At 63.8% G+C, this 20,593-nt stretch carries 19 protein-coding genes; 10 read left to right on the top strand and 9 right to left on the bottom strand.

Annotated features, from left to right (window positions below; genetic code table 11):
- Positions 1–36: 36 nt before the first annotated feature.
- The 4 genes from PCJ21_RS06500 to PCJ21_RS06485 form a co-directional block, all read right to left on the bottom strand.
- Positions 37–1,923, bottom strand: coding sequence for an MFS transporter (locus tag PCJ21_RS06500; RefSeq protein ID WP_269930557.1), 1,887 nt, complete (start codon positions 1,921–1,923; stop codon positions 37–39).
- Positions 1,924–2,254: 331 nt separating this feature from the next.
- Positions 2,255–2,425 carry a hypothetical protein gene (locus PCJ21_RS06495; RefSeq protein ID WP_018428911.1) on the bottom strand — a complete coding sequence of 57 codons (171 nt, stop codon included), beginning with the start codon at positions 2,423–2,425 and terminating at the stop codon, positions 2,255–2,257.
- 122 nt (positions 2,426–2,547) lie between these two features.
- Positions 2,548–2,880, bottom strand: a complete 333-nt coding sequence (locus tag PCJ21_RS06490; protein WP_269930556.1) for a hypothetical protein — start codon at positions 2,878–2,880, stop codon at positions 2,548–2,550.
- Between the two features lie 270 nt (positions 2,881–3,150).
- Positions 3,151–4,353, bottom strand: a complete 1,203-nt coding sequence (locus tag PCJ21_RS06485; protein ID WP_269930555.1) for a pyridoxal phosphate-dependent aminotransferase — start codon at positions 4,351–4,353, stop codon at positions 3,151–3,153.
- A 352-nt stretch (positions 4,354–4,705) separates the two neighbouring features.
- Between PCJ21_RS06485 and PCJ21_RS06480 the strand changes: the two genes are divergently transcribed.
- The 3 genes from PCJ21_RS06480 to PCJ21_RS06470 all read left to right on the top strand — a co-directional run bounded on the left by PCJ21_RS06480 (position 4,706) and on the right by PCJ21_RS06470 (position 7,161).
- Positions 4,706–5,611 (top strand): EAL domain-containing protein, encoded by a 906-nt coding sequence (locus PCJ21_RS06480; RefSeq protein WP_269930701.1) that lies wholly within the window; start codon positions 4,706–4,708, stop codon positions 5,609–5,611.
- On the top strand, positions 5,608–6,441 hold the full coding sequence (locus PCJ21_RS06475; protein ID WP_269930554.1) for an EAL domain-containing protein: 834 nt from the start codon (positions 5,608–5,610) through the stop codon (positions 6,439–6,441). Before PCJ21_RS06480 ends, PCJ21_RS06475 begins: the two co-directional genes overlap by 4 nt.
- Before the next feature lie 108 nt (positions 6,442–6,549).
- Positions 6,550–7,161 carry a glutathione S-transferase family protein gene (locus PCJ21_RS06470; protein WP_269930553.1) on the top strand — a complete coding sequence of 204 codons (612 nt, stop codon included), beginning with the start codon at positions 6,550–6,552 and terminating at the stop codon, positions 7,159–7,161.
- A 281-nt stretch (positions 7,162–7,442) separates the two neighbouring features.
- Here the strand turns inward: PCJ21_RS06470 and PCJ21_RS06465 are convergent, their stop codons facing one another.
- Positions 7,443–7,652, bottom strand: a complete 210-nt coding sequence (locus PCJ21_RS06465; RefSeq protein WP_269930700.1) for a cold-shock protein — start codon at positions 7,650–7,652, stop codon at positions 7,443–7,445.
- Between the two features lie 284 nt (positions 7,653–7,936).
- Between PCJ21_RS06465 and PCJ21_RS06460 the strand changes: the two genes are divergently transcribed.
- Positions 7,937–8,260 carry a hypothetical protein gene (locus PCJ21_RS06460; RefSeq protein WP_269930552.1) on the top strand — a complete coding sequence of 108 codons (324 nt, stop codon included), beginning with the start codon at positions 7,937–7,939 and terminating at the stop codon, positions 8,258–8,260.
- A gap of 47 nt (positions 8,261–8,307) precedes the next feature.
- Here the strand turns inward: PCJ21_RS06460 and PCJ21_RS06455 are convergent, their stop codons facing one another.
- On the bottom strand, positions 8,308–8,901 hold the full coding sequence (locus PCJ21_RS06455) for a methylated-DNA--[protein]-cysteine S-methyltransferase (protein ID WP_269930551.1): 594 nt from the start codon (positions 8,899–8,901) through the stop codon (positions 8,308–8,310).
- Positions 8,902–9,069: 168 nt separating this feature from the next.
- On the opposite strand from PCJ21_RS06455, the gene PCJ21_RS06450 reads away from it, so the two are divergent.
- From PCJ21_RS06450 to PCJ21_RS06440, 3 genes are all read left to right on the top strand, one after another.
- Positions 9,070–10,125 carry a transglycosylase SLT domain-containing protein gene (locus tag PCJ21_RS06450; protein WP_442865976.1) on the top strand — a complete coding sequence of 352 codons (1,056 nt, stop codon included), beginning with the start codon at positions 9,070–9,072 and terminating at the stop codon, positions 10,123–10,125.
- 9 nt (positions 10,126–10,134) lie between these two features.
- Complete coding sequence (locus PCJ21_RS06445; protein ID WP_269930549.1) at positions 10,135–10,614, top strand: GNAT family N-acetyltransferase; 480 nt, start codon at positions 10,135–10,137, stop codon at positions 10,612–10,614.
- A 103-nt stretch (positions 10,615–10,717) separates the two neighbouring features.
- Positions 10,718–12,370 (top strand): peroxidase family protein, encoded by a 1,653-nt coding sequence (locus PCJ21_RS06440; RefSeq protein ID WP_269930548.1) that lies wholly within the window; start codon positions 10,718–10,720, stop codon positions 12,368–12,370.
- Positions 12,371–12,671: 301 nt separating this feature from the next.
- Here the strand turns inward: PCJ21_RS06440 and carB are convergent, their stop codons facing one another.
- The 3 genes from carB to PCJ21_RS06425 all read right to left on the bottom strand — a co-directional run bounded on the left by carB (position 12,672) and on the right by PCJ21_RS06425 (position 17,140).
- Positions 12,672–16,166: a carbamoyl-phosphate synthase large subunit gene (carB, locus tag PCJ21_RS06435; RefSeq protein WP_269930547.1), complete on the bottom strand. Its 3,495-nt coding sequence runs from the start codon at positions 16,164–16,166 to the stop codon at positions 12,672–12,674.
- 188 nt (positions 16,167–16,354) lie between these two features.
- Positions 16,355–16,600 (bottom strand): hypothetical protein, encoded by a 246-nt coding sequence (locus PCJ21_RS06430; protein WP_269930546.1) that lies wholly within the window; start codon positions 16,598–16,600, stop codon positions 16,355–16,357.
- 198 nt (positions 16,601–16,798) lie between these two features.
- Positions 16,799–17,140, bottom strand: coding sequence for an ArsR/SmtB family transcription factor (locus tag PCJ21_RS06425; RefSeq protein ID WP_269930699.1), 342 nt, complete (start codon positions 17,138–17,140; stop codon positions 16,799–16,801).
- A gap of 138 nt (positions 17,141–17,278) precedes the next feature.
- Here PCJ21_RS06425 and PCJ21_RS06420 point away from each other — a divergent pair, with 138 nt between their 5' ends.
- The 3 genes from PCJ21_RS06420 (at position 17,279) to PCJ21_RS06410 (ending at position 20,508) form a co-directional block, all read left to right on the top strand.
- Positions 17,279–18,451, top strand: a complete 1,173-nt coding sequence (locus PCJ21_RS06420) for an MFS transporter (RefSeq protein WP_269930545.1) — start codon at positions 17,279–17,281, stop codon at positions 18,449–18,451.
- Between the two features lie 150 nt (positions 18,452–18,601).
- Positions 18,602–19,513 carry a KPN_02809 family neutral zinc metallopeptidase gene (gene ypfJ, locus PCJ21_RS06415; RefSeq protein ID WP_269930544.1) on the top strand — a complete coding sequence of 304 codons (912 nt, stop codon included), beginning with the start codon at positions 18,602–18,604 and terminating at the stop codon, positions 19,511–19,513.
- A gap of 77 nt (positions 19,514–19,590) precedes the next feature.
- Positions 19,591–20,508: an aldo/keto reductase gene (locus PCJ21_RS06410; RefSeq protein ID WP_269930543.1), complete on the top strand. Its 918-nt coding sequence runs from the start codon at positions 19,591–19,593 to the stop codon at positions 20,506–20,508.
- Positions 20,509–20,593 lie beyond the last annotated feature (85 nt).

Below are 20,593 nucleotides of genomic sequence, written 5' to 3'. Positions count from 1 at the left end.
TGGCACCTGCCGGGCTTTGTCGTCAGTGGCCGAGGATCAGTCCTTGGCGTTGAGGTCGGTGCCGAGCGTATCCTTGACGAACAGCGTGCCGATGATCAGCGTCATCGCCGCAATTGCGATCGGATACCACAGGCCGTAGTAGATATCGCCGGCCGCAGCGCTCATGGCGAAGGCGGTTGCCGGCAGCAGGCCGCCGAACCAGCCGTTGCCGATGTGGTAAGGCAGCGACATACCGGTGTAGCGGATGCGGGTCGGGAACATCTCGACCAGGATCGCGGCGATCGGGCCGTAGACCATGGTCACGTAGACGACCAGGATGAACAGGATGCCGATGATCATTGGCCAGTTGACGGCTGCCGGGTCGGCGACCATCGCGAAGGAACCGCCCTTGGGGATGTTGAAGAAGCCGACTTCCGGTGCGCCGGCAGCTTCTTCTGCGGTGACCAGCTTGTCCTTGATCGCCTGTTCGGTCGGCATCGTCGCCTTGTCGCCGGCGCGGATCGCGGCAGCGTCAAGCTTCAGCTCGGGGTTGGCGGCGATGAAGGCGTCGAGCTTCTGGTCGGCAACCTTGGCGGTGCCGCGGACCAGCGGGTAGCCGGCGTCGTGCAGGGCGATGTTGACCGCCTTTGAAAAGGCCGCGTCGTTTGCCTTGGCTGCGTCGCCTGCGGCGATCGCGTCAAAGGACGTCACGGTCTCGTTGCCGATCTTGACGGTGGCCGGGGTGCCCGGAGCCGCCGTGGTGACGACGTCGTAGGGAACCGAGTTCTTGGTCAGGAACGAGGTCGCGATATCGCACGAGGTGGTGAACTTCGCGGTGCCGACCGGGTTGAACTGGAACTTGCAGTCGCCGGGTGCGGCGGTCACGGTTGCGCGAACGTCCTGCTGGGCAGTGGCGAGTGCCGGGTTCGCAGCCCAGGTCAGCGCCTTGAACAGCGGGAAGTAGGTGACGATGGCCAGCGCCAGGCCGGCCATGATGATCGGCTTGCGGCCGATCTTGTCGGACAGCCAGCCGAAGACGACGAAGAAGCCGGTGCCGAGCAGCAGGGCGATGGCGATCATGATGTTGACCGACTGACCATCGACCTTGAGCACGTTCTGCAGGAAGAACAAGGCGTAGAACTGGCCAGCATACCACACGACGGCCTGGCCGGCGGTGAGGCCGAACAAGGCGAGCAGGGCGATCTTGGCATTCTTCCACTGGCCGAAAGCCTCCGTCAGCGGCGCCTTCGAGCCCTTGCCCTCTTCCTTCATGCGCTGGAAGGTCGGCGATTCCGACAGCGACAGACGAATCCATACCGAAATACCGAGCAGGACGAAGGACAGCAGGAACGGAACGCGCCAGCCCCAGGCGGCGAAGGCTTCCTTGCCGAGCCAGGTCTGCACGAGCAGGATGACCACGAGCGACAGGAACAGGCCGAGCGTCGCGGTGGTCTGGATCCACGAGGTGTAGTAGCCGCGACGGTCGTCGGGCGCGTGTTCGGCGACATAGGTCGCTGCACCGCCATACTCGCCGCCGAGAGCCAGGCCCTGCAGCATGCGCAGCGCGATCAGGATGATCGGGGCGGCGATGCCGATGGAGGCCGAGCCGGGCAGCAGGCCGACCAGGAAGGTCGACAGGCCCATGATCAGGATGGTGACCAGGAAGGTGTATTTGCGGCCGACGAGATCGCCGATGCGGCCGAAGACGAGCGCGCCGAACGGCCGGACCAGGAAGCCGGCGGCGAAGGCGAGCAGTGCGAAGATGTTGCGGGTGGCCTCAGGGTAGGAGGCAAAGAATGTGGCGCCGATGAAGGCAGCCAATGAACCGTAAAGATAGAAATCGTACCATTCGAACACGGTACCCAGCGACGAAGCGAAGATAACTTTCTTCTCTTCGCGCGTCATGCCGCGCGGACGCGCGCCGGCAGTTGCCGAAATAGCCATAATATCTCCTCCCAGAGTGTCGGCGGTAACGGGCCTGGAGACGAATCTCGGCAGGTATCCGCCGAACCTAACGACGGTGGATTGATAACGCCGGGAGGCGGACGTTATCCATCGCTGCTTTGGGATTATGACTTTGGTCGTAGAAGCATCCGCGAAGTGTTCGAAGTTATTGATGCTGCGTCGCAAAACACGATGCACTTCGCATGCCGGGCCAGCCTGGACCTTGCTTCGATGAACTTTGCCGAATGCACGGGGAGGCGGAAAATTGTTGGCGCATACTACCCGGCGACACGACTTGCGCCGCCGGGTGGACTGACGGAAGCGGCTGGGCTCAGGCGGCCCGCTCTTCCTTTTCGACCAGATAGCCGCGGTCACGCAGCCAGCGCGCGATGATGATCTCGACCATCGACGACACGGAACGGTGATCGTCCTTGGCTGCCTTGACGAGTGCTTCCTTGAGGTCGCGTTCGATACGGAATCCGAGTGGATGGGTCTTGGACATGATGTTTCCTGGAATTGCTTCGGGACGACGGGTCCCGCTGGTGGCGACCGGCTCGGGCCAGGATTTGGAAGTTGACGCGAGACGCGAGCGATCGGGCGGCGCAGATGGGGCGCTTTGCGCCGTCAGGACACTGCCGGCGGCGCGCGTGGCGCGCACGTTCGGACGCGCAGGAAATCGAACAGCGGAAAGGCGGGAAGGGTCGACTTGCCAATGCTCGAGGCCAGATAGCCATAGGCGGCCTCCGGTGCGGAGCTTTCGTCAAAGCCGTCACCACTGCATTCGGCGAGAGCAAGGGTCTCGTCGCCAAGAAACAGGGTCTGTTGCTCGTCAGCCGGGCCGGCGCTGTCCGAGGCCCGTAGCTCGTGGTTGCTGGCGTGAGCAGTATGGGCCGATGCAACCGAGGCGCTCAGGACAGCAAAAAACGACAATAGCAAAAACATAACGCGCAGGAGCACCGGAGTGCTCCTTTGCGCCTGCTGATGCTGCGTCCGCTGATACAATTCCGGCCTCTGAATGCCTCTGCGCCAGTCCGCCCTCACAGGCGGAAATAGTATGAATCAGAGTAAACAGCATTCGCCCCGACGCGGCAATATGCAAATGTATAACAGCGTATGAGAATCGATGAATCGCGGAGCCCTGCGCCAGTTTGAGTGCGCGCATTCATGTCCCGGCAAAGAAAAACCCGGCAGGAGCCGGGTTCTTCGAAAATCAGCGTTCTTGTCGACTCAGACCAGCGAGGCGGTGAAGCGCTGGATACGCGTGCATGCCTCTTCCAGCAGGGCGTCCGACGTCGCGTAGGAAATGCGGAAGTTGGGTCCCAGGCCGAACGCCGAGCCGAACACCACCGCCACGCCTTCGGCTTCGAGCAACTCCGAGCAGAAGGTTTCGTCGGTGTCGATGAGCTTGCCGCCGGACGTCTTCTTGCCGATCAGGCCGGCGCAGGAGGGGTAGACGTAGAAGGCGCCTTCCGGCGACGGACAGGTGATGCCGCGCGCTTGGTTGAGCATAGACACGACGAGGTCGCGGCGAGCCTGGAAGATCGCCTTGTTCTTGACGATGAAGTCCTGCGGGCCGTTGAGCGCTTCGACCGATGCCCACTGTGCGATGGTGCAGGCGCCTGATGTCTGCTGGCCCTGGATCATGTCCATGGCCTTGATCAACTGGATCGGGCCGGCAGCGTAGCCGATGCGCCAGCCGGTCATGGCATAGGCTTTCGACACGCCGTTCATGGTCAGCGTGCGGTCATAGAGCGCCGGTTCGACCTCGGCGATCGTCTTGAAGACGAAGTCGCCATAGGTCAGGTGCTCGTACATGTCGTCGGTCAGCGTCCAGACATGCGGGTGCTTGAGCAGCACGTCGGCGAGCGCGCGCAATTCGGCTTCCGAATAGGCGGCGCCCGAGGGGTTCGACGGCGAGTTCATCAACAGCCATTTCGTCTTTGGCGTGATCCTGCGCTCAAGTTCCGCGGCGGTCAGCTTGAAGCCGTTGTCGATGCTCGTTTCGGCAAACACCAACGTGCCACCGCAGATCGCCACCATCTCGGGGTAGCTCACCCAGTAGGGCCGGGGGATGATCACCTCGTCGCCGGGGTTCAGCGTCGCCATGAAGGCGTTGAACAGGATCTGCTTGCCGCCGGTGCCGACGATGGTCTGCTCGGGCTTGTAGTCGAGATTGTTCTCGCGCTTGAACTTCCTGGCGATCGCCTCGCGCAGCGGCACGATGCCGGAAACCGGTGGGTACTTGGTCTCGCCGCGGCGGATCGCTTCGATCGCGGCATTCTTGATATTGTCGGGTGTATCGAAATCCGGCTCGCCGGCGCCCAGGCCGATGATGTCACGGCCGGCATTTTTCAGCTCGCGCGCTTTCTGCGTGACCGCGATGGTCGCGGAAGGCTTAACGCGGGAAAGGGCATCGGCAAGAAAAGCCATGACTTCAGGTCTCCGGTTCGGAAGGGACGCGGCGGGTCACCGCGAGCTTCAGCGCATTGCCCCCGACGATCGGGATCGGTTTTCAACAGGGTTCATGCGCAGGTTCAGATTGTTGCTGCTACCGTGCGCGCCAACTGCGCGCGGCGTTGTAATGTCGCAAGAGAAGCGGAATCGCAAGCAGATTGAGGCGCCCAGCGCCGCGATGTGATGGGCCAACATGGCCGGGAAGTTGTGCACAAACAACCGACTGAACCCCCTTCGTTCAATTTTGACACATCGCATTAACCACCGGTCAAATCTTAGGTGGGAATTTGGCGGAGCAATTTCGCAGCATTCCGGAATAGGACGGACCGTGTCGAAGAGCATCGGGCTCGCCCATATTATCCGGCACGACGACGGATCTGCGTCCGGCGTCTGGGGTATTCATGCCCTGCGCAGCGCTTTTCAGCCGATATTCTCATTTGAGGCGGGTAGACTTTATCCTTCTGCTTTCGAAGGTCTGATCAGGCCGTTCAGAGGCGCGGACGCAGTGCCGCCCGGCGTCTTCTTCGCGGCCATCGATGCAGCCGAGCGGCTGCAGGTCGAGACACTGACGCGAACGCTTCATTTGCTCAACGCGGCGGCATTCCTGCCCAGGCAGGCCTCGATCTTCATCAATTTCGATCCGTCCGTGTTCATCGACCGCTCGGTTTCCGAGCACGCGCTGCGCGACATGCGACAGGTGCTCGCCGAGACGGGAATCGATCCGCGCCGGATCGTCTGCGAGATCACCGAAAAGAAGCCGCCATCGGAGACAGCGCTGTTTGAATTCGTTGGCGTTCTCAAGGCCAGCGGCCTTCGCATCGCAGTGGACGATTTCGGGTCGGATGAGTCCGACATCAAGCGCATCCGTGACATCAAGCCGGACATCGTCAAGTTCGACGCGCACTGGATCAGCAGGCTGATGGAATCGGGCGCGGGTTTCGCCCTGCTCAAGGAAATGGTGGCGAAGTTCGAAGAGAAGGGCATTCGCACCGTCTTCGAAGGCCTCGAGGAAAGCTGGCAGCTGCAGCTTGCGGAGCGTTCCGGCGCGTCGATGGTGCAGGGTTTCGCGCTGGCGCTGCCGGAGATCGTTCCCGCCAATTTCGACCTGTTCGAACCAGCCATCGCGGAGCCGGCGGTTCGGCCCAACCTGAACATTGCGAATGGGGCGGCAGAGTTGCCAGCAGTTCGCGCACAGAAATTGAGCCGAAGCTTCGGCAAAAGGACATTTCCATGAGTGATGAGTTTTTCGGGTTCGGTGCGTTGCCTGCGGATTTGGCCGCAACGATTGTCGCCGACGAGGTTGGCCTGGAATTCGGCATTTATGGTGATTTCCGCCTGCGCTGCGCCATCCAGCCGGTTTTTGGCCATCAGGATGGGCGTCTGACGCCGGTTGCCGTGGACGCGCATGTCGTGGCCTATCGCAAGGGTAGCGCCGTTGCGATGTCCGAATTTCTGGCCGAAGTGAGTGCCGAGGACCGCGCCATCGTTGGTCGGATGTGTGAAGTCCTGCCGCTCGCCAATGCGCACAACATCGGTGTTGACGACGTCGCCCTGCTGTTTCGTCGCGATGAAAACGCAAGCGACCTGGCTGACCTGAGCTTCATGGCACAGCGTCTTGGTGGCGAAGGTTTCCCTGCCGCGCGGTTGATCTGCGAGATCGGCGGCGCCGACGAAGCGCTGGTCGCCGCGCTGCGCCAGCTCGGCTTGCGCATCGCCCTCGGCCACCATGGAGCCGGACAACCGGATGTCGATGCCGTGGGCCGTGTCGGCGCCGATATCGTCAGACTGGACCGCGCGTCATTCGAGCGATTCTGCGCCGATGCCGCGACCGGCCGCTTGCTGAAGCCGGTGATATCGGACCTCAAGGCGCAAGGGGCGCAGGTGCTGGTCGAAGGCATCGACAGCGAGGACCGTCTTGAAATCGCGCTTGGCGCCGGCGTCGACCTGCTGGTGGGCGATCTTCTCGAGACGGCGAAGCCGGTCGGCAGCGTGTTCGAGGAAGGTACGCGCGAGACATCGCAGTACCGGCGCGGCGAGTGCATCGTCATTCCGCTTTTCGGATAAGGCGGTAGCAAGCCGGAAACATTCCAAAAGCTGATCGTTCGATCGAGAAGAATTCGTTGGATCGCCGGCAGGCGGCATCGATAATCGCGCCAAACAAGGGTGAGCGCGATGGTTACGATCTATGGAATGAGCGACAGCGGCAATTGCTACAAGCCGCGTCTGCTGATGGCCTTGCTCGACAAGCCGTTCAAGCATGTGGAAACCAGCTCGCGGGATGGAACCACGCGCTCGCCGGCATTCCTCGCCAAGAATGCCAATGGCAAGGTTCCGCTGCTGGAGCTCGAGGACGGGCGCTTCCTGGCCGAATCGAACGCGATCCAGCTGCATCTGGCGGAAGGGACCTCGCTGTTGCCTGCCGACGCCTACGACAGGGCGTTGGCCTATCAATGGCTGTTCTTCGAACAGTACAGCCACGAACCCTACATCGCCGTTCGGCGGGCGCTGAGGATCTATCCCGAACGGGCAGCCCAAGCCACGCCCGAGCGCATGGCGTCGCTGCTTGAAAGCGGCAACAAGGCACTGGGCGTCATGGAAGCGCAACTGACGAAGACGCCGTTTCTTGCAGGAGATGCGATCAGCGTCGCCGACATCGCGCTCTATGCCTACACGCATGACGCGCCCGCGGGCGGTTATGCCCTCGGCCGGTTTCCCGGGATTGCGGCATGGCTTGGCCGGGTAAAGGCCGCGCCGGGCTTCGTGCCGATCGACTGGCTGCCCTGAAATCCACTTTTGATAGATCTTGCGGTGCAGCGCCGGTGCGTGGGGGCCTGTCGGGGCTGATCCTTCGGCACCCAGGGATCTCGCGGGCCTGGAAAAGAAAAAGGCGGGGTCAAACCCCGCCTTCCGCTGTCAGCAGTTGATCCTGGATTCCCGGACCTTGGCTCACGGCAATCTGCCGCATCGTCCTTCAGGTCCCGAATTCCGGCGCGCTCGTCGCGCGGCCGCCAGTACATCCGTGACTTGCAACGCGATTGGAGCTTTCGCCCCCGCGCGCCTTAAAATCAAACTGCCTTGAGGGCGCCAGCCGACGAACGGCCCGTGCGACGGTCCTGTTCGATTTCGAAGCTGATCTTCTGGCCATCGGCCAGCGAGCCGAGGCCCGAACGCTCAACAGCGGAGATGTGGACGAAAACGTCCGCGCCGCCTGCGTCGGGCTGAATGAAGCCGAAGCCCTTGGTTGCGTTGAACCACTTAACGGTGCCAGTTGCCATTGCGATAATCCTTGTCGTTTGCAGTTGGTCTTGATCAAGCTGATAGGCCGGATCTGTTGCATCGAAATTTTGGAGATAGACGTCTGCAAACGCGAGAGTGTCGCGGGGCACGGATCTGTCGGCCGAAATATCAACGACGCGGATATAACGGCAATTGGCGTCGAATGCAATCCCTGCAAATATTGGCGCGGGCGTGCCGCCGGTCATTTGGCGTGCAACCTTGGCTGGCGCAACGTGTTATGTTGGGTCGCGCTGGCGCGTGGCGTCGAGTGTTGGAGATGACGATGAAAACCATCCTGCTGGCTGTGTGTCTGACGCTGGTGGCGGCGGAGGCGCAGGCCGTTTCTCGGTATACGACCACCAACATGAGCTGCGCGCGCACCCAGGACATTGTTCGCAGTCAGGGCGCGGCCATCCTGCGATGGATTTCGCCGACATCGGGCGTCCAGCGCTACGACCGCTATGTGCGCAACGATCAATTCTGCCCAGTGGGGCAGGAGGCGCGGCGCGCCTACGTGCCGACTGCGGATGCCAAATCCTGCCCGGTCTACAACTGCAGGCAGCGCGAGCGCACCTTCAAGCGCAGACTCTTCCCAATAGGGGACTGAATAGGGGGCTGACGGCGCCCGATCCACGTCTGACGTCTGTGCGAAGGTCAGAACCCGAACGAGGCCTGCTGGTCCGGCGGCGGGCCCCTGCGGACGCCCTCCAGTTCGAGCATCTTCTCCTTCGTTGCGGAACCGCCGGTTGCCGAAAAGCCGCCGATCTTGCCGCCGGCGGCAAGAATGCGATGGCACGGGACAACGAGCGGAACAGGGTTGGCGCCCAGTGCGGCGCCTGTTTCGCGGAACATGCCCTTGTGGCCCGAGCTTTCGGCAAGCCCGCCATAGGTCGTCGTCTCGCCATAGCCGAGGCGCCGTGCTGCGGCATAGATGTCGAGCCGAAACCGGTCGACGCCGGCGAGGTCAACCGGAACGGATGAAAAATCGACGTCCACACCTTCGGCATATCTTCTGATGTCGCCGATCAGCGTTGCAATCCAGTCCGGCGCGTCGGCGGCGCCGGCCCTCTCTGCATCGGGCTCTCCGGCGAGCCGCAGCAGGCGGCGCTCGGCCGCAGCCTGGGTTTTTTCGGGCAGGCAGACGCGGGTCAGTCCGCGGCCGCTCCAGGCGAGCGCCATGTAGCCCAGGGCTGTGCCGAACACTGCGTGACCGGGGCGAGGGAACGAAACTCCACTTTCGATGACCATCGATTTCATCCGCCTTGATGGATGTTTTTGGCACATATCATGAACATTTTCGCATGTTTGCCGGCTTGCCGCCACCCGAAAAGCACATTGTTCTGTGGATTGCCCGGAGCGGGGTGCATGTTGTAAGGAGGTACGGGCGGGACGAAAAACATCATACAGAGCGTGAATTTGCCGGCACACAAGACCCATCTGCTGATCACTGCGGCTATCGGCGTGGCCCTGCTTTCGGGCTGCCAGACAAACACGGCCGCGCTCAGCACAGATCTTTCGACCGGCGCGGACGTCGCGCTCAGCGCGGGGGCCAGCCAGGCTTCTGCCCCGGGAGATGCCAGCCAGGCGGCTGTCGCGACACAATCCAATTCCGAGATGGCCGTGGCCGAAGCCGAATTGGCGCTGCCGGAAACGGTGGCCGTGCTGCCCACGTCCTTTGCGCCGGCGGACAATTCACAGGCGGGCGTTGCGCTCGCTGCGGCAATGCCGACGGCAGGTTCAAACGCCGCAACCGCAGCCTTGCCGGCGACGCCGGCCACCGATGGGGCGCCTGCGGCGAAGATGGTAGCTGCTGCGGATGCCGCGACGGCCGCCACTGCAGCGGCCGCACCAGCCGTCGCCAAGGCAGCTGATTCGAAGCCCGAAGACGCGCCCATGGCCGGCGGAGAGATTGTTCTGGTCGCCGGTGCGCCGAAGCTTGTCGGCGAGTTTCCATCGGCGCCGACCATTGCCGACTACGCCTTGCCGGCCAAGGCGCCGGTGCCGGCAAGCTACCAGGTCGCGTCGCTCGGCAATGTCGCGCCTGAAAGCTTTGCCACTTCCTCCTATGCCGCGCCCGACAGTCCGGCACGTGCCTCGCGCGGCAAGATCGACGAACTGATCTCCAAATACGCGGCGCTTTATGAAGTGCCGGAGAAGCTGGTGCGCCGTGTGGTCAATCGCGAAAGCACCTTCAACCCGATGGCCTACAACAGGGGCCACTGGGGCCTGATGCAGATCAAGCACGCAACCGCACGCGGCATGGGCTATGACGGCCCTGCCAACGGCCTCTTCGACGCCGAGACCAACCTCAAGTTCGCCGTCAAATACCTGCGCGGCGCCTGGCTGGTTTCCGAGGGCGACGAAGACCAGGCCGACAAACTCTACCAGAGCGGCTATTATTACCACGCCAAGCGCAAGGGCCTGCTCGACGAGACCGGGCTCGGACGCGACCGCGTCCGCCACCGCGGCTAGCCGTCGCCGATGCCGTCGCCGCAGGGGGAACATGACGTCCGCCTGCGCAAGATTTTGACGGGCGAACCGAAAGCGCCGCAATGGCCCGACGGTTTCGCCATGCGGACGTTCGAGCCTTCCGACGCACCGGCGCTGCATGCGCTCCTCGAGCTTGTCTTCGACGACGGCATGAACGGGCCGTTCGAAGACTGGTGGCCGCGCCTTGCCGGAGACAGCAAGTTCGATCCCGGGCTGTGTTTCCTGGTTTTTGCCGGCGATGGTCGCCTGGCTGGCGCTGCCTTGAGCTGGACCAGCGCCTTCGTCAAGGATCTGGCGGTCCACCCGGATTTTCGCGGCAAGGGCATCGCCGAAGCCTTGATGCGGCAGGTCTTCGCTACATTCGCCGGGCGCGGTGCCGTTCACGTCGATCTCAAGACCAGCCTGGTGGGGAATGCCGACGCGGTGCGGCTCTACCGTCGTCTCGGCATGACGGAGGTCGACTGGGGATAGTTGCAGTCACAGGTTGTATATATTTTCAGTTATTCAATTATAAATTGAAGTTGCCAGGAATTCGCGCTACGGTTGCTCCTTCATCTGTTTGGGAGGGACAGTCATGGCCGGGTACAATCTCAGGGAACGTCGCAGGCACGGCTTCGTCAGCCGTCAGATACTGGCGGAGGGTGCGGTGATCGCGGCGGCGCGCGCAGCGCCAGCCGCCGCTTCTCCGCTCGCGGTCGGCGGGCAACAGGGGGCAGCCTTCTTCGACTTCATGTTCTCCGAGTTGCGCAACCAGGCGCTCGATGCGCCGGACGCCAAGCTTGCCGAACTGGCGATGGCGATGCGGGAGACGGCGGGGACACCGGACGACAGGCTCGACAACCCCGCGATTCCCGCCGGTTTCACCTATCTCGGCCAATTCGTCGACCACGACATCACGCTCGACCTGACGCCGCTTGCCAAGGCGATGGACGACCCGGAGATGGTCAAGAACTTCCGCACGCCGGGGCTCGACCTCGACTGCGTCTATGGCGCTGGGCCGGGGCCGCACCGGTTCCTGTTCGCGCGCGCGGCCAACGCCTCGGGCCAGATGGTCGATACGCCCAGCCTGTCGATCGGCATCGCGCAGGAATCCGACGACAATGTCGACCGCCCCGGCCGGAAAATCCGGCAACTGCCCAACGACCTGCCGCGCAACGCGCAAGGCGTGGCGCTGATTGGCGACCACCGCAATGACGAAAACCTTATCGTCGCGCAGATACACCTGGCGTTCCTGAAGTTCCACAACGCTGTCGTCGACCACCTCGCCGGCACCGTGCCGGCCGAGGAACTGTTCGAACAGGCGGCCAAGACAGTACGCTGGCACTATCAGTGGATGGTGCTGCACGACTGGGTCGAGCGCCTGACCGAGCCCGGCATCGTGGCGAAAATCCTGCATGACGGGCGCGACTTCTACCGTTTCAAGACCAAGCCGTTCATGCCGTGGGAGTTTTCCGCCGCCGCCTATCGGCTCGGCCACTCCATGGTGCGCGAAAGCTATAGTCACAACCGCATCTTCCGGGACAGGGAGCCGCGCACTGCCGGGGCTGACCTCCGCACCTTGTTTCGCTTCACCAACCTGTCGGGCAACTTCATCAACGGCAACGGGCCGCACCCTGACTTCGGCAAGGGCTCGCTGCCGAGCAACTGGGCCATCGACTGGCGCCGCTTCTTCGATCTCGAGCCGCCGGCGGACCGCTCGCAGTTCGAATTCAACCTGTCGCGCCGCCTCGACACCGCGCTTGTCGAAGCGTTGCACAACCTTCCTGGTTCTAACCCAGGCACGGCGGACGCCAGCCTCGCCTTCCGCAATCTCAGGCGCGGCGTCCAGCTTGGCCTGCCGTCGGGCCAGGATGTGGCGAAGCTGATGCAGGAAAAACTCGACTTCGAAGCGTTGACGCCCGACGAAATCGCCGATGGCAACGACGGCGCGGTGGCCAAGTCGCTCGGCTTCCACCAGAAAACGCCGCTGTGGTTCTACATCCTCAAGGAAGCGGCGGTGCGCGGAGGCGGCAAGCGGCTCGGCCCGGTCGGCGGCCGCATCGTTGCCGAAACCTTCATCGGCATCGTCCAGGGCGACGACGGCTCGTATCTGTCGCAACCCGGCTGGAAGCCGAATCTGCCTTCTGCTGTGCCGGGCACGTTCTTCATGACCGACCTGCTGAAGTTCGTGTCGGCGGCCGAAGACACCGCCAACCCGCTGAACGGGCTGAACCCGGTCGGGGATTGAGCATGGAGGTGGCATTTCCTCCCCCGAGGAAGCAAGATGGTGCTGGCGGCTGCTCGCCTGTTAGGCAGACGCGGTCGCCGAGCATCTCATGCGTCAGGGGTGTTTCTTATCCGCCCTTCATCGCCAGCGCCCATTCCCGCGAATCCAGGAGGGATGCCTGCTCGCGCGAATTCGCCGTCGTGATCGATGGCGCCAACAGCCAATTCATCAGCGCTTCGAAAGGGGGGCTCCTGCCGCTCATCTGCCTGCCGGCATCGTCTCCCCGTAAGAACGGGGAGACGAAAGCTAGCGAAGCTTGCCTTTACTTGAAGTAGTCCTGCAGCGGACGCACCTCGAGCGAGCCGGCCTTGAGGGCGGCGATGGCTTCGGCGACCGCTGCGGCGCCCGACAGCGTGGTGTAGTAGGGCACCTTCTGCATCAGGGTGGCGCGGCGGATCGACTTCGAGTCCGACACCGCCTTCTGGCCGTCTGTGGTGTTGAAGACGATCTGGATCTGGCGGTTGCGGATGGCGTCCTCGATATGCGGACGGCCTTCGAGCACCTTGTTGATCTTTTCGGCAGGCACCCCGTTTTCAACGAGGAAGCGCGCGGTGCCAGAGGTCGCAAGCACCCTGAAGCCGAGGCCGGACAGGCGCTGGACAGCACCCAGGATGCCGGCCTTGTCCTCGTCGCGGACCGAGACGAACAGCGTGCCCGAGCGCGGCAGGTCGACGCCGGCGCCGAGCTGGGCCTTGGCGAAGGCGAGCGCATAGTCACGGTCGAGGCCCATGACCTCGCCGGTCGACTTCATTTCCGGTCCAAGCAGGATGTCGACGCCGGGGAAGCGGGCGAAGGGGAATACCGCTTCCTTGACGGCGATGTGGCCGGGATTGCGCGCGTCGGGCTTGGCGCCGTAGTGGGCGAAGGCCTCGTCGAGGCTCTCGCCAGACATAATGCGGGCGGCGATCTTGGCGATCGGCTTGCCGACGGTTTTTGCCACGAAAGGCACCGTGCGCGAGGCGCGCGGGTTAACTTCGAGCACGTAGATGACGCCATCCTTGATGGCGTATTGCACGTTCATCAGGCCGCCGACATTGAGCGCGCGGGCCATGGCCGAGGTCTGGCGCTCGAGCTCGTCGACGAGTTCGGTGGAGAGCGAGTGCACCGGCAGCGAGCAGGCCGAGTCGCCCGAGTGGATGCCGGCTTCCTCGATGTGCTCCATGATGCCGGAGACAAAGGTGTCCTTGCCGTCGCACAGGCAGTCGACGTCGACCTCGATGGCGCCACTGAGATAAGTATCGAACAGCAGCGGGTTCTTGCCGAGCAGCGTGTTGATCTGGCCGGTCTTGTCGTTGGGGTATTTCTGCTTGATGTCCTCGGGCACCAGGCCCGGCACGGTGTCGAGCAGGTAGGACTGCAGCATGCCCTCATTGTGGATGATCTGCATGGCGCGGCCGCCGAGCACGTAGGACGGGCGCACGACAAGCGGGAAGCCGAGCTCGCCGGCAACGGTGCGGGCCTGCTCGACCGAATAGGCGATGCCGTTCTTGGGCTGGGTCAGGTCGAGCTTCTTGAGCAGCTTCTGGAAGCGGTCGCGGTCCTCGGCGAGGTCGATGGCGTCGGGCGAGGTGCCGAGGATCGGGATGCCGGCCTTTTCCAGTGCGTCGGCAAGCTTCAGCGGGGTCTGGCCGCCGAACTGGACGATGACGCCGTGCAGCGTGCCGGCGGCCTGTTCGGCGCGCAGGATTTCGAGCACGTCTTCCGCCGTCAGCGGTTCGAAATAGAGGCGATCAGAGGTGTCGTAGTCGGTCGAGACGGTCTCGGGGTTGCAGTTGACCATGATCGACTCGTAGCCGGCCTCGCGCAGCGCATAGGCGGCATGGACGCAGCAATAGTCGAACTCGATGCCCTGGCCGATGCGGTTGGGACCGCCGCCGAGGATGACGACCTTCTTGCGGTCGGAAACCTGGGCCTCGTCGGCGAGCGCGCCTGCGAAGGGCAGTTCGTAGGACGAGTACATGTAGGCGGTCGGCGAGGCGAACTCGGCGGCGCAGGTGTCGATGCGCTTGTAGACCGGGTGGACGCCGAGCTTTTGGCGAGTCTTTTGAACCGCTTCGGCCTCGGTCTTCGTCAAGGAGGCGAGGCGGGCGTCTGAGAAGCCCATCGACTTCAGCATGCGCAGGTTTTCGGCATCCTGCGGCAGGCCGTGTTCACGCACGCGCGCTTCCATTGATATGATGCCCGCGATCTGCTCGAGGAACCACGGGTCGATCTTGCACATGGCGTGCACGTCTTCGAGCGAGGTGCCCATGCGGATGGCCTGGGCGACCATGCGCAGGCGGTCGGGCGTCGGCGTGCCAAGTGCTGCGCGGATGGCGTTGCGGTCGTCGCCGCTGTCACCGTCGGTGCCGATGCCGGGAATCTCGATCTCATCGAGGCCGGTCAGGCCGGTCTCGAGGCCGCGAAGCGCCTTCTGCAGCGATTCCTGGAAGGTGCGGCCAATCGCCATGACTTCGCCGACCGACTTCATGGCGGTGGTGAGCATGGGCGAGGCGCCGGGGAACTTCTCAAAGGCAAAGCGCGGGATCTTGGTGACGACATAGTCGATCGACGGCTCGAACGACGCGGGCGTCGCACCGCCGGTGATGTCGTTCTCGAGCTCGTCGAGCGTGTAGCCGACGGCGAGCTTGGCGGCGATTTTGGCGATCGGGAAGCCGGTGGCCTTGGAGGCGAGTGCCGAGGAGCGCGAGACGCGCGGGTTCATCTCGATGACGACGAGGCGCCCGTCTGCCGGGTTGACGGCGAACTGGACGTTGGAGCCGCCGGTCTCGACGCCGATCTCGCGCAGCACCGCGATCGAGGCGTTGCGCATGATCTGGTATTCTTTGTCGGTCAGGGTCAGCGCAGGCGCCACGGTGATCGAGTCACCGGTGTGCACGCCCATCGGGTCGATGTTTTCGATCGAGCAGATGATGATGCAGTTGTCGGCGCGGTCGCGCACGACTTCCATCTCGTATTCCTTCCAGCCGAGCACCGATTCCTCGATCAGGACTTCGGTAGTGGGGGAGGCGTCGAGACCCGACTGAACAATGTCGAAGAATTCCTGGCGGTTGAAGGCGATGCCGCCGCCGGTGCCGCCCATGGTGAAGGACGGGCGGATGATGGCGGGCAGGCCGACATGATCGAGCGCCTGTGCGCCGATCGCCATGCCGTGGTTGATGTAGCGCTGCTTGCGGTCGCCTTCGCCGAGGTTCCATTGGGTTTCGAGCGCGTCGAGGGCGGCATCAAGGTTGGCCGGGTTTTCCGCCTTGAGGGCCGCGCGTTCGGCCTCGTGCTTCTTGCGGTCGGCGTCCTTGACCTCGGAGGCGTTGGCCAGCATCGAGCGCGGCGTCTCGAGCCCGATCTTGGCCATGGCTTCACGGAACAGCGAGCGGTCCTCGGCCTTGTCGATGGCATGTGCGTCGGCGCCGATCATCTCGACATTGTAGCGTTCGAGCACGCCCATGCGGCGCAGCGAAAGCGCTGTGTTGAGCGCGGTCTGGCCGCCCATGGTCGGCAGCAGCGCGTCGGGGCGCTCCTTGGCGATGATCTTGGCGACGACCTCAGGGGTGATCGGTTCGATGTAGGTCGCGTCGGCCAGCTCCGGATCGGTCATGATCGTCGCCGGGTTGGAGTTGACCAGGATGACGCGGTAGCCCTCTTCGCGCAGGGCCTTGCAGGCCTGGGTGCCTGAGTAGTCGAACTCGCAGGCCTGGCCGATAACGATGGGACCGGCGCCGATGATCAGGATGGACTTGATGTCGGTGCGTCTGGGCATGGGTTCGGTCCGTATATTAGCCTGCGCGAAGACCCGGGACGGGGCATGCCCGGGCCGGTGCGCAAGGAAAGTTCAACTATGAGGCTAAGCGGGCCTTATATGGGATGGATCATCGGGGGGGAACCCCGAAAATAGCATTTAAGTCATTGTGGACAGGCAACAATGCCGCAGCAAATGTGCTGCGGCATTCAGTCGGGCATGAAGCCGGTGCGCAGCGCGTACGCCCATGCGGGGCGGCCGCCGGCTTCGGCACGGCGCGCCGCCGACTCATGGTCGTAGGGAACGGCCATGAATTCGAAGCCGCGCAGCGCCTCATCAGGCCCCAGGTCCACAAAACCATAACGCGCCAAAGGCGATCCCTGCTCAGAGACATGTGCCGGCGCGTTGTCGTCGCTGTAGGCCGGGTCGCCGACACTGCCGGGGTTGAACAGCATGCGGCCGTCGGCAAGGCGAATGAGGTCGGGACGGTGGCTATGGCCCGAAAGCAGCAGGCGGAACTGCGGGGCAGTCGCTGCGAGGTGCTCTTCGATCGTGGTGAGGGGAGCGCGGACGGGCCGGCCCTCAACGATTGCTTCGCTGAGATCGCGCTCGTCGTGATCGGGGCGAGCATGAACCCGATGTTGGTATTTCGGCTAGCCGTCTTCCTTGAGCCGCTCGAGCAGGGGAATCTCTCGCGCGGCCGTGATGATCGAATCGAGCAGGCCGGGGAAGCGGCTGTCGAGATCGCCACGGCGCAGCGAAATCAGACGGCTGGTGCCCGACACTTCCGTCTGGGTGATGCCGGCCTCGCGCAGCTTGGCGAGGTGATAGCTGAGATTGGTCTTCGAGCCGAAATCAAGGAACTGGCCACAGCTCATCGCCACGCCCTCGTTGCGGGCCAGATAGCCGACTATCGCCAGGCGGGTCTGGTCGCCAAGCACGGCAAGCACGTTGGCGAGGCTGATCTGGTCGGAACTGGGATGCGGTAGCGACATGGCTCGAAGGTACTGGCTGTTTCGTCCGTTCATTGTTGCCTGCTGTCATCAGGCTGGCAGGAGATCCGTGGCTGCCAGATTGACATGACGTTTGGTGAAGTTCAATAGTTCAACGCATCTTGAACTAAGGACGGTGTCATGGACAAGAGCCTTGTATGGCTGGCGGTCGGCTCCTTTGCGATGAGCACCGTCGGCTTCGTGTTCGCCAGCCTTTTGCCGGCGATTGCCGCCGACGCGCATGTGTCGGTGCCCTTCGCGGGTTACCTGATCATGGCGTTTTCGCTCGCCTACGCCATCGGCGCGCCGGTCTTGTCGGCGCTGGCCGGAGAAATCGACCGCCGCCGCATCCTGGCGGCAACCATGCTGGTCTTCGTCGCCGGCAACATGGTTGCGGCGACAAGCGGCTCGTTTGCCGGGCTTTTGGTCTCCCAGATCGTGATGGGCATGTCGGCCGGGCTTTATGCGGCCACCGCGCAGGCGACCGCCGTGTCGCTGGCCGGGCCCGAGCACCGCGCCCGGGCCATCGCGGTCGTGGTCGGCGGCACGACATTTGCCGTGGCGTTGGGCGCGCCTACCGGCTCGCTGATCGCCACGATGTGGGGCTGGCGGGGCACCTTCGTCGCCATTGCATTGCTCGCACTTGTCTGTGCCGCGATCCTCTGGCTGCGGCTGCCACGCGGCTCGCGCGGCATCAAGCTGACGGTTGCCGAGCGTTTCACTGCCGTTGCCCGGCCGGGCATCCCGTCGTCGCTCTTTGTGACGCTGCTCTACATTGCCGGCGGCTTCACGGTCATCTCTTACATTGCGCCACTGGCATTGGAAGGCGCGGGACTGCCTGATATTGCGCTGCCGGGCATGCTGCTGGCCTTCGGCGTCGGTGCGGTGATCGGCAATCTGTCGAGCGGCTATCTCGCCGACCACATTGGCGCCACGCGCGTGGTGGTGCTGTCACTTTTGATGTCGTCCGGCTTCTCTCTTGCCATCGCGCTGACGCTCAAGCTGTTGCCGCATGATGTCGCCGGGCCGGTGCTGATTGCGCTGATGGTGCCATGGGGCATCATCGGCTGGGCATTCCCGCCGGCCCAGGCAAGCCGCATCGTCGGCTTCGCGCCGGAGCTCGCGCACCTGACGTTGTCGCTCAATGCGTCGGCGCTCTATTTCGGCATCGCGCTTGGAACGGTCATTGGCGGACGAGTGCTGGAGTTCGCCAGGCCGTCGGATCTCGGGCTGGTCGCCGCGGCGTTTCCGGTGCTCGCGCTTGCCGTTTTGGCTGTCAGTGTTAGGCACACGCCGTTGGCCGCGGCCGAGTAGCAGTCTCAGAAAAAGCTGACTCAGGGTTGTTGCCGCCAGCAGCGTGGCGCAACCAAAAACCCTGTGACTTGCCCTGGTCGTTGGGCTAATTGTCTTGTTGGAGCCTGCCGGGCGCTGCTGGCGGCGATCGCGTAATTCGAGGGATAGCATATGCGCTGGAGAGGCCGTCGCCAGAGTGACAACATCGAAGACACGCGCGGCCAGGGCGGCGGTGGATTCGGCGGAGGACTGGGAGGCGGCGGCGGGCGCCTGCCGATGGGGCCGCGCATCAGCGGCGGCGGCGGCCTGACCGGCATCATCATCCTTGTCGTGCTGTTCTTCGCGCTGCGCGCCTGCGGCATCGATCCGATGCAGGTGCTGACCGAAGGCGGCGATTCCGTGCCGGGCGGCGGCGGGCAGGTGACCGAGGGCGGCGCGCCGGCCAATGACGAGATGACACAGTTTGTCTCGACAGTGCTGGCTGAGACCGAAGACACCTGGAACGGCATCTTCCAGGCCGAGGGCCTGAAATACCAGGAGCCGAAGCTGGTGCTGTTTTCCGGGCAGGTGCGTTCGGCCTGCGGCTTTGCGTCATCGGCATCCGGACCGTTCTACTGCCCGGGCGACCAGAAGGTCTATCTCGACACGGCATTCTTCAACCAGCTCGCCAAGCAGTTCGGCGCGGCCGGCGACTTCGCCCAGGCCTATGTCATCGCCCACGAGGTCGGCCATCACGTGCAGAATCTGACCGGCATCCTGCCCAAGTTCAACCAGATGCGGCAGCGCATGAGCGAGGCCGACGCCAACGCCATGTCGATGCGCGTCGAGCTTCAGGCCGACTGCTTCGCCGGCGTCTGGGGGCATTACACTGATCAGAAAGGCCTGCTCGAACAGGGCGATATCGACGAGGCGTTGAATGCCGCCCAGCAGATCGGCGACGACACGCTGCAAAAGCGCATGCAAGGCTATGTCGTGCCCGAGAGCTTCAATCATGGCACCTCGGACCAGCGCCAGCGCTGGTTCGCTGCCGGCTTCCAGAGCGGCAAGCTGTCGGCCTGCGACACCTTCAACAACCCGATCTGAGCTGTAAAGTCTCGGACCAGACTGACGTTTCGACGCTCCGGTCCACCGGGCGTCGCTAACTTGGCGGGGAAGCAAGGATGGCTGGCGCGCGGCAGATCGAACTCGTGAACGGCGGACCGGTGCTGTCGCGGCTGGTGTTCGGCGCGTGGCGGCTGCTCGACGATGGGCGCCCATCGCCCGAGGACGTGGCCAGGCTGATCGGCACGGCTGCCGATCTCGGCCTGACCAGCTTCGACCATGCCGACATCTATGGCAACTACGAGGTGGAGGCGGCCTTCGGTGCCGGGCTGGCCCGCTGGGGCGGGCGGCGCGAGGATATCCAGATCATCAGCAAGTGCGGCATCATGCTGAAATCGGCCAACCGGCCGGGAAACCGGCTGAAGTTCTACGACACCGGTGCCGCGCACATTGCGGCCTCAGCCGAGCGGTCGCTGAAGAATCTCGGCACCGACTATCTCGACCTGTTGCTGATCCACCGGCCCGACCCGCTGATGGACGCCGACGAGACGGCTGCGGCGCTGGAGAAGCTGGTGTCGGCGGGGAAGGTGCGCGCCGTCGGCGTCTCCAATTTCACGCCCGCGCAGTACGATCTCCTGGCCTCACGCCTCGCCATTCCGCTCGTCACCAACCAGATCGAGCATTCGGTCATGGAGACCTCGGCGCTGATCGATGGCCGGCTCGATCATGCGCAGAGGCTGGGCTATGCGCCGATGATCTGGTCGCCGCTGGGCGGTGGTTCGCTGTTTGCCGGCGATGGCGCGCGCGAGCACAGGCTGCGCGCCGCGCTCACCGCCGTTGCCGGTGAAACCGGCGCCAATGACATCGGCGCGGTCGCGATCGCCTGGCTGCTGCGCCATCCGGCAAGGCTTGTACCCGTGCTCGGCACGATGAAGCCGGCGAGGTTGGCCACGCTGGCCAGGGCGCTGGATGTCACGCTCGACCGGCAGCAGTGGTTCTCGATCCTCGAGGCGAGCGAAGGGCACGCGGTGTCCTGAAGGCACGCTCCATGTGGAGGCTGGCCGCCCTTGCCGTCGGTCACCTGTGAAAAAGGCCCCGCGAGCGGGGCCTTTTCAATTTCGA

Origin of the sequence: Aminobacter sp. HY435, from assembly GCF_027568395.1 — a bacterium.
In the GTDB taxonomy this organism is placed as follows: Bacteria; Pseudomonadota; Alphaproteobacteria; order Rhizobiales; family Rhizobiaceae; genus Aminobacter.
This window is presented reverse-complemented; position numbering and strand designations above follow the sequence as displayed.

What these genes read in the sequence shown, in the direction of transcription:
- PCJ21_RS06465 (WP_269930700.1), bottom strand. Translation starts at nt 7,652, where the DNA reads ATGGCAACTGGCACCGTTAAGTGGTTCAACGCAACCAAGGGCTTCGGC.
- PCJ21_RS06425 (WP_269930699.1), bottom strand. Translation starts at nt 17,140, where the DNA reads ATGTCGCTACCGCATCCCAGTTCCGACCAGATCAGCCTCGCCAACGTG.
- PCJ21_RS06410 (WP_269930543.1), top strand. Translation starts at nt 19,591, where the DNA reads ATGGCTGGCGCGCGGCAGATCGAACTCGTGAACGGCGGACCGGTGCTG.
- PCJ21_RS06475 (WP_269930554.1), top strand. Translation starts at nt 5,608, where the DNA reads ATGAGTGATGAGTTTTTCGGGTTCGGTGCGTTGCCTGCGGATTTGGCC.
- PCJ21_RS06440 (WP_269930548.1), top strand. Translation starts at nt 10,718, where the DNA reads ATGGCCGGGTACAATCTCAGGGAACGTCGCAGGCACGGCTTCGTCAGC.
- PCJ21_RS06495 (WP_018428911.1), bottom strand. Translation starts at nt 2,425, where the DNA reads ATGTCCAAGACCCATCCACTCGGATTCCGTATCGAACGCGACCTCAAG.
- PCJ21_RS06420 (WP_269930545.1), top strand. Translation starts at nt 17,279, where the DNA reads ATGGACAAGAGCCTTGTATGGCTGGCGGTCGGCTCCTTTGCGATGAGC.
- PCJ21_RS06460 (WP_269930552.1), top strand. Translation starts at nt 7,937, where the DNA reads ATGAAAACCATCCTGCTGGCTGTGTGTCTGACGCTGGTGGCGGCGGAG.
- PCJ21_RS06470 (WP_269930553.1), top strand. Translation starts at nt 6,550, where the DNA reads ATGGTTACGATCTATGGAATGAGCGACAGCGGCAATTGCTACAAGCCG.
- ypfJ (WP_269930544.1), top strand. Translation starts at nt 18,602, where the DNA reads ATGCGCTGGAGAGGCCGTCGCCAGAGTGACAACATCGAAGACACGCGC.
- PCJ21_RS06500 (WP_269930557.1), bottom strand. Translation starts at nt 1,923, where the DNA reads ATGGCTATTTCGGCAACTGCCGGCGCGCGTCCGCGCGGCATGACGCGC.
- carB (WP_269930547.1), bottom strand. Translation starts at nt 16,166, where the DNA reads ATGCCCAGACGCACCGACATCAAGTCCATCCTGATCATCGGCGCCGGT.
- PCJ21_RS06455 (WP_269930551.1), bottom strand. Translation starts at nt 8,901, where the DNA reads ATGGTCATCGAAAGTGGAGTTTCGTTCCCTCGCCCCGGTCACGCAGTG.
- PCJ21_RS06485 (WP_269930555.1), bottom strand. Translation starts at nt 4,353, where the DNA reads ATGGCTTTTCTTGCCGATGCCCTTTCCCGCGTTAAGCCTTCCGCGACC.
- PCJ21_RS06430 (WP_269930546.1), bottom strand. Translation starts at nt 16,600, where the DNA reads ATGCTGTTCAACCCCGGCAGTGTCGGCGACCCGGCCTACAGCGACGAC.
- PCJ21_RS06445 (WP_269930549.1), top strand. Translation starts at nt 10,135, where the DNA reads ATGCCGTCGCCGCAGGGGGAACATGACGTCCGCCTGCGCAAGATTTTG.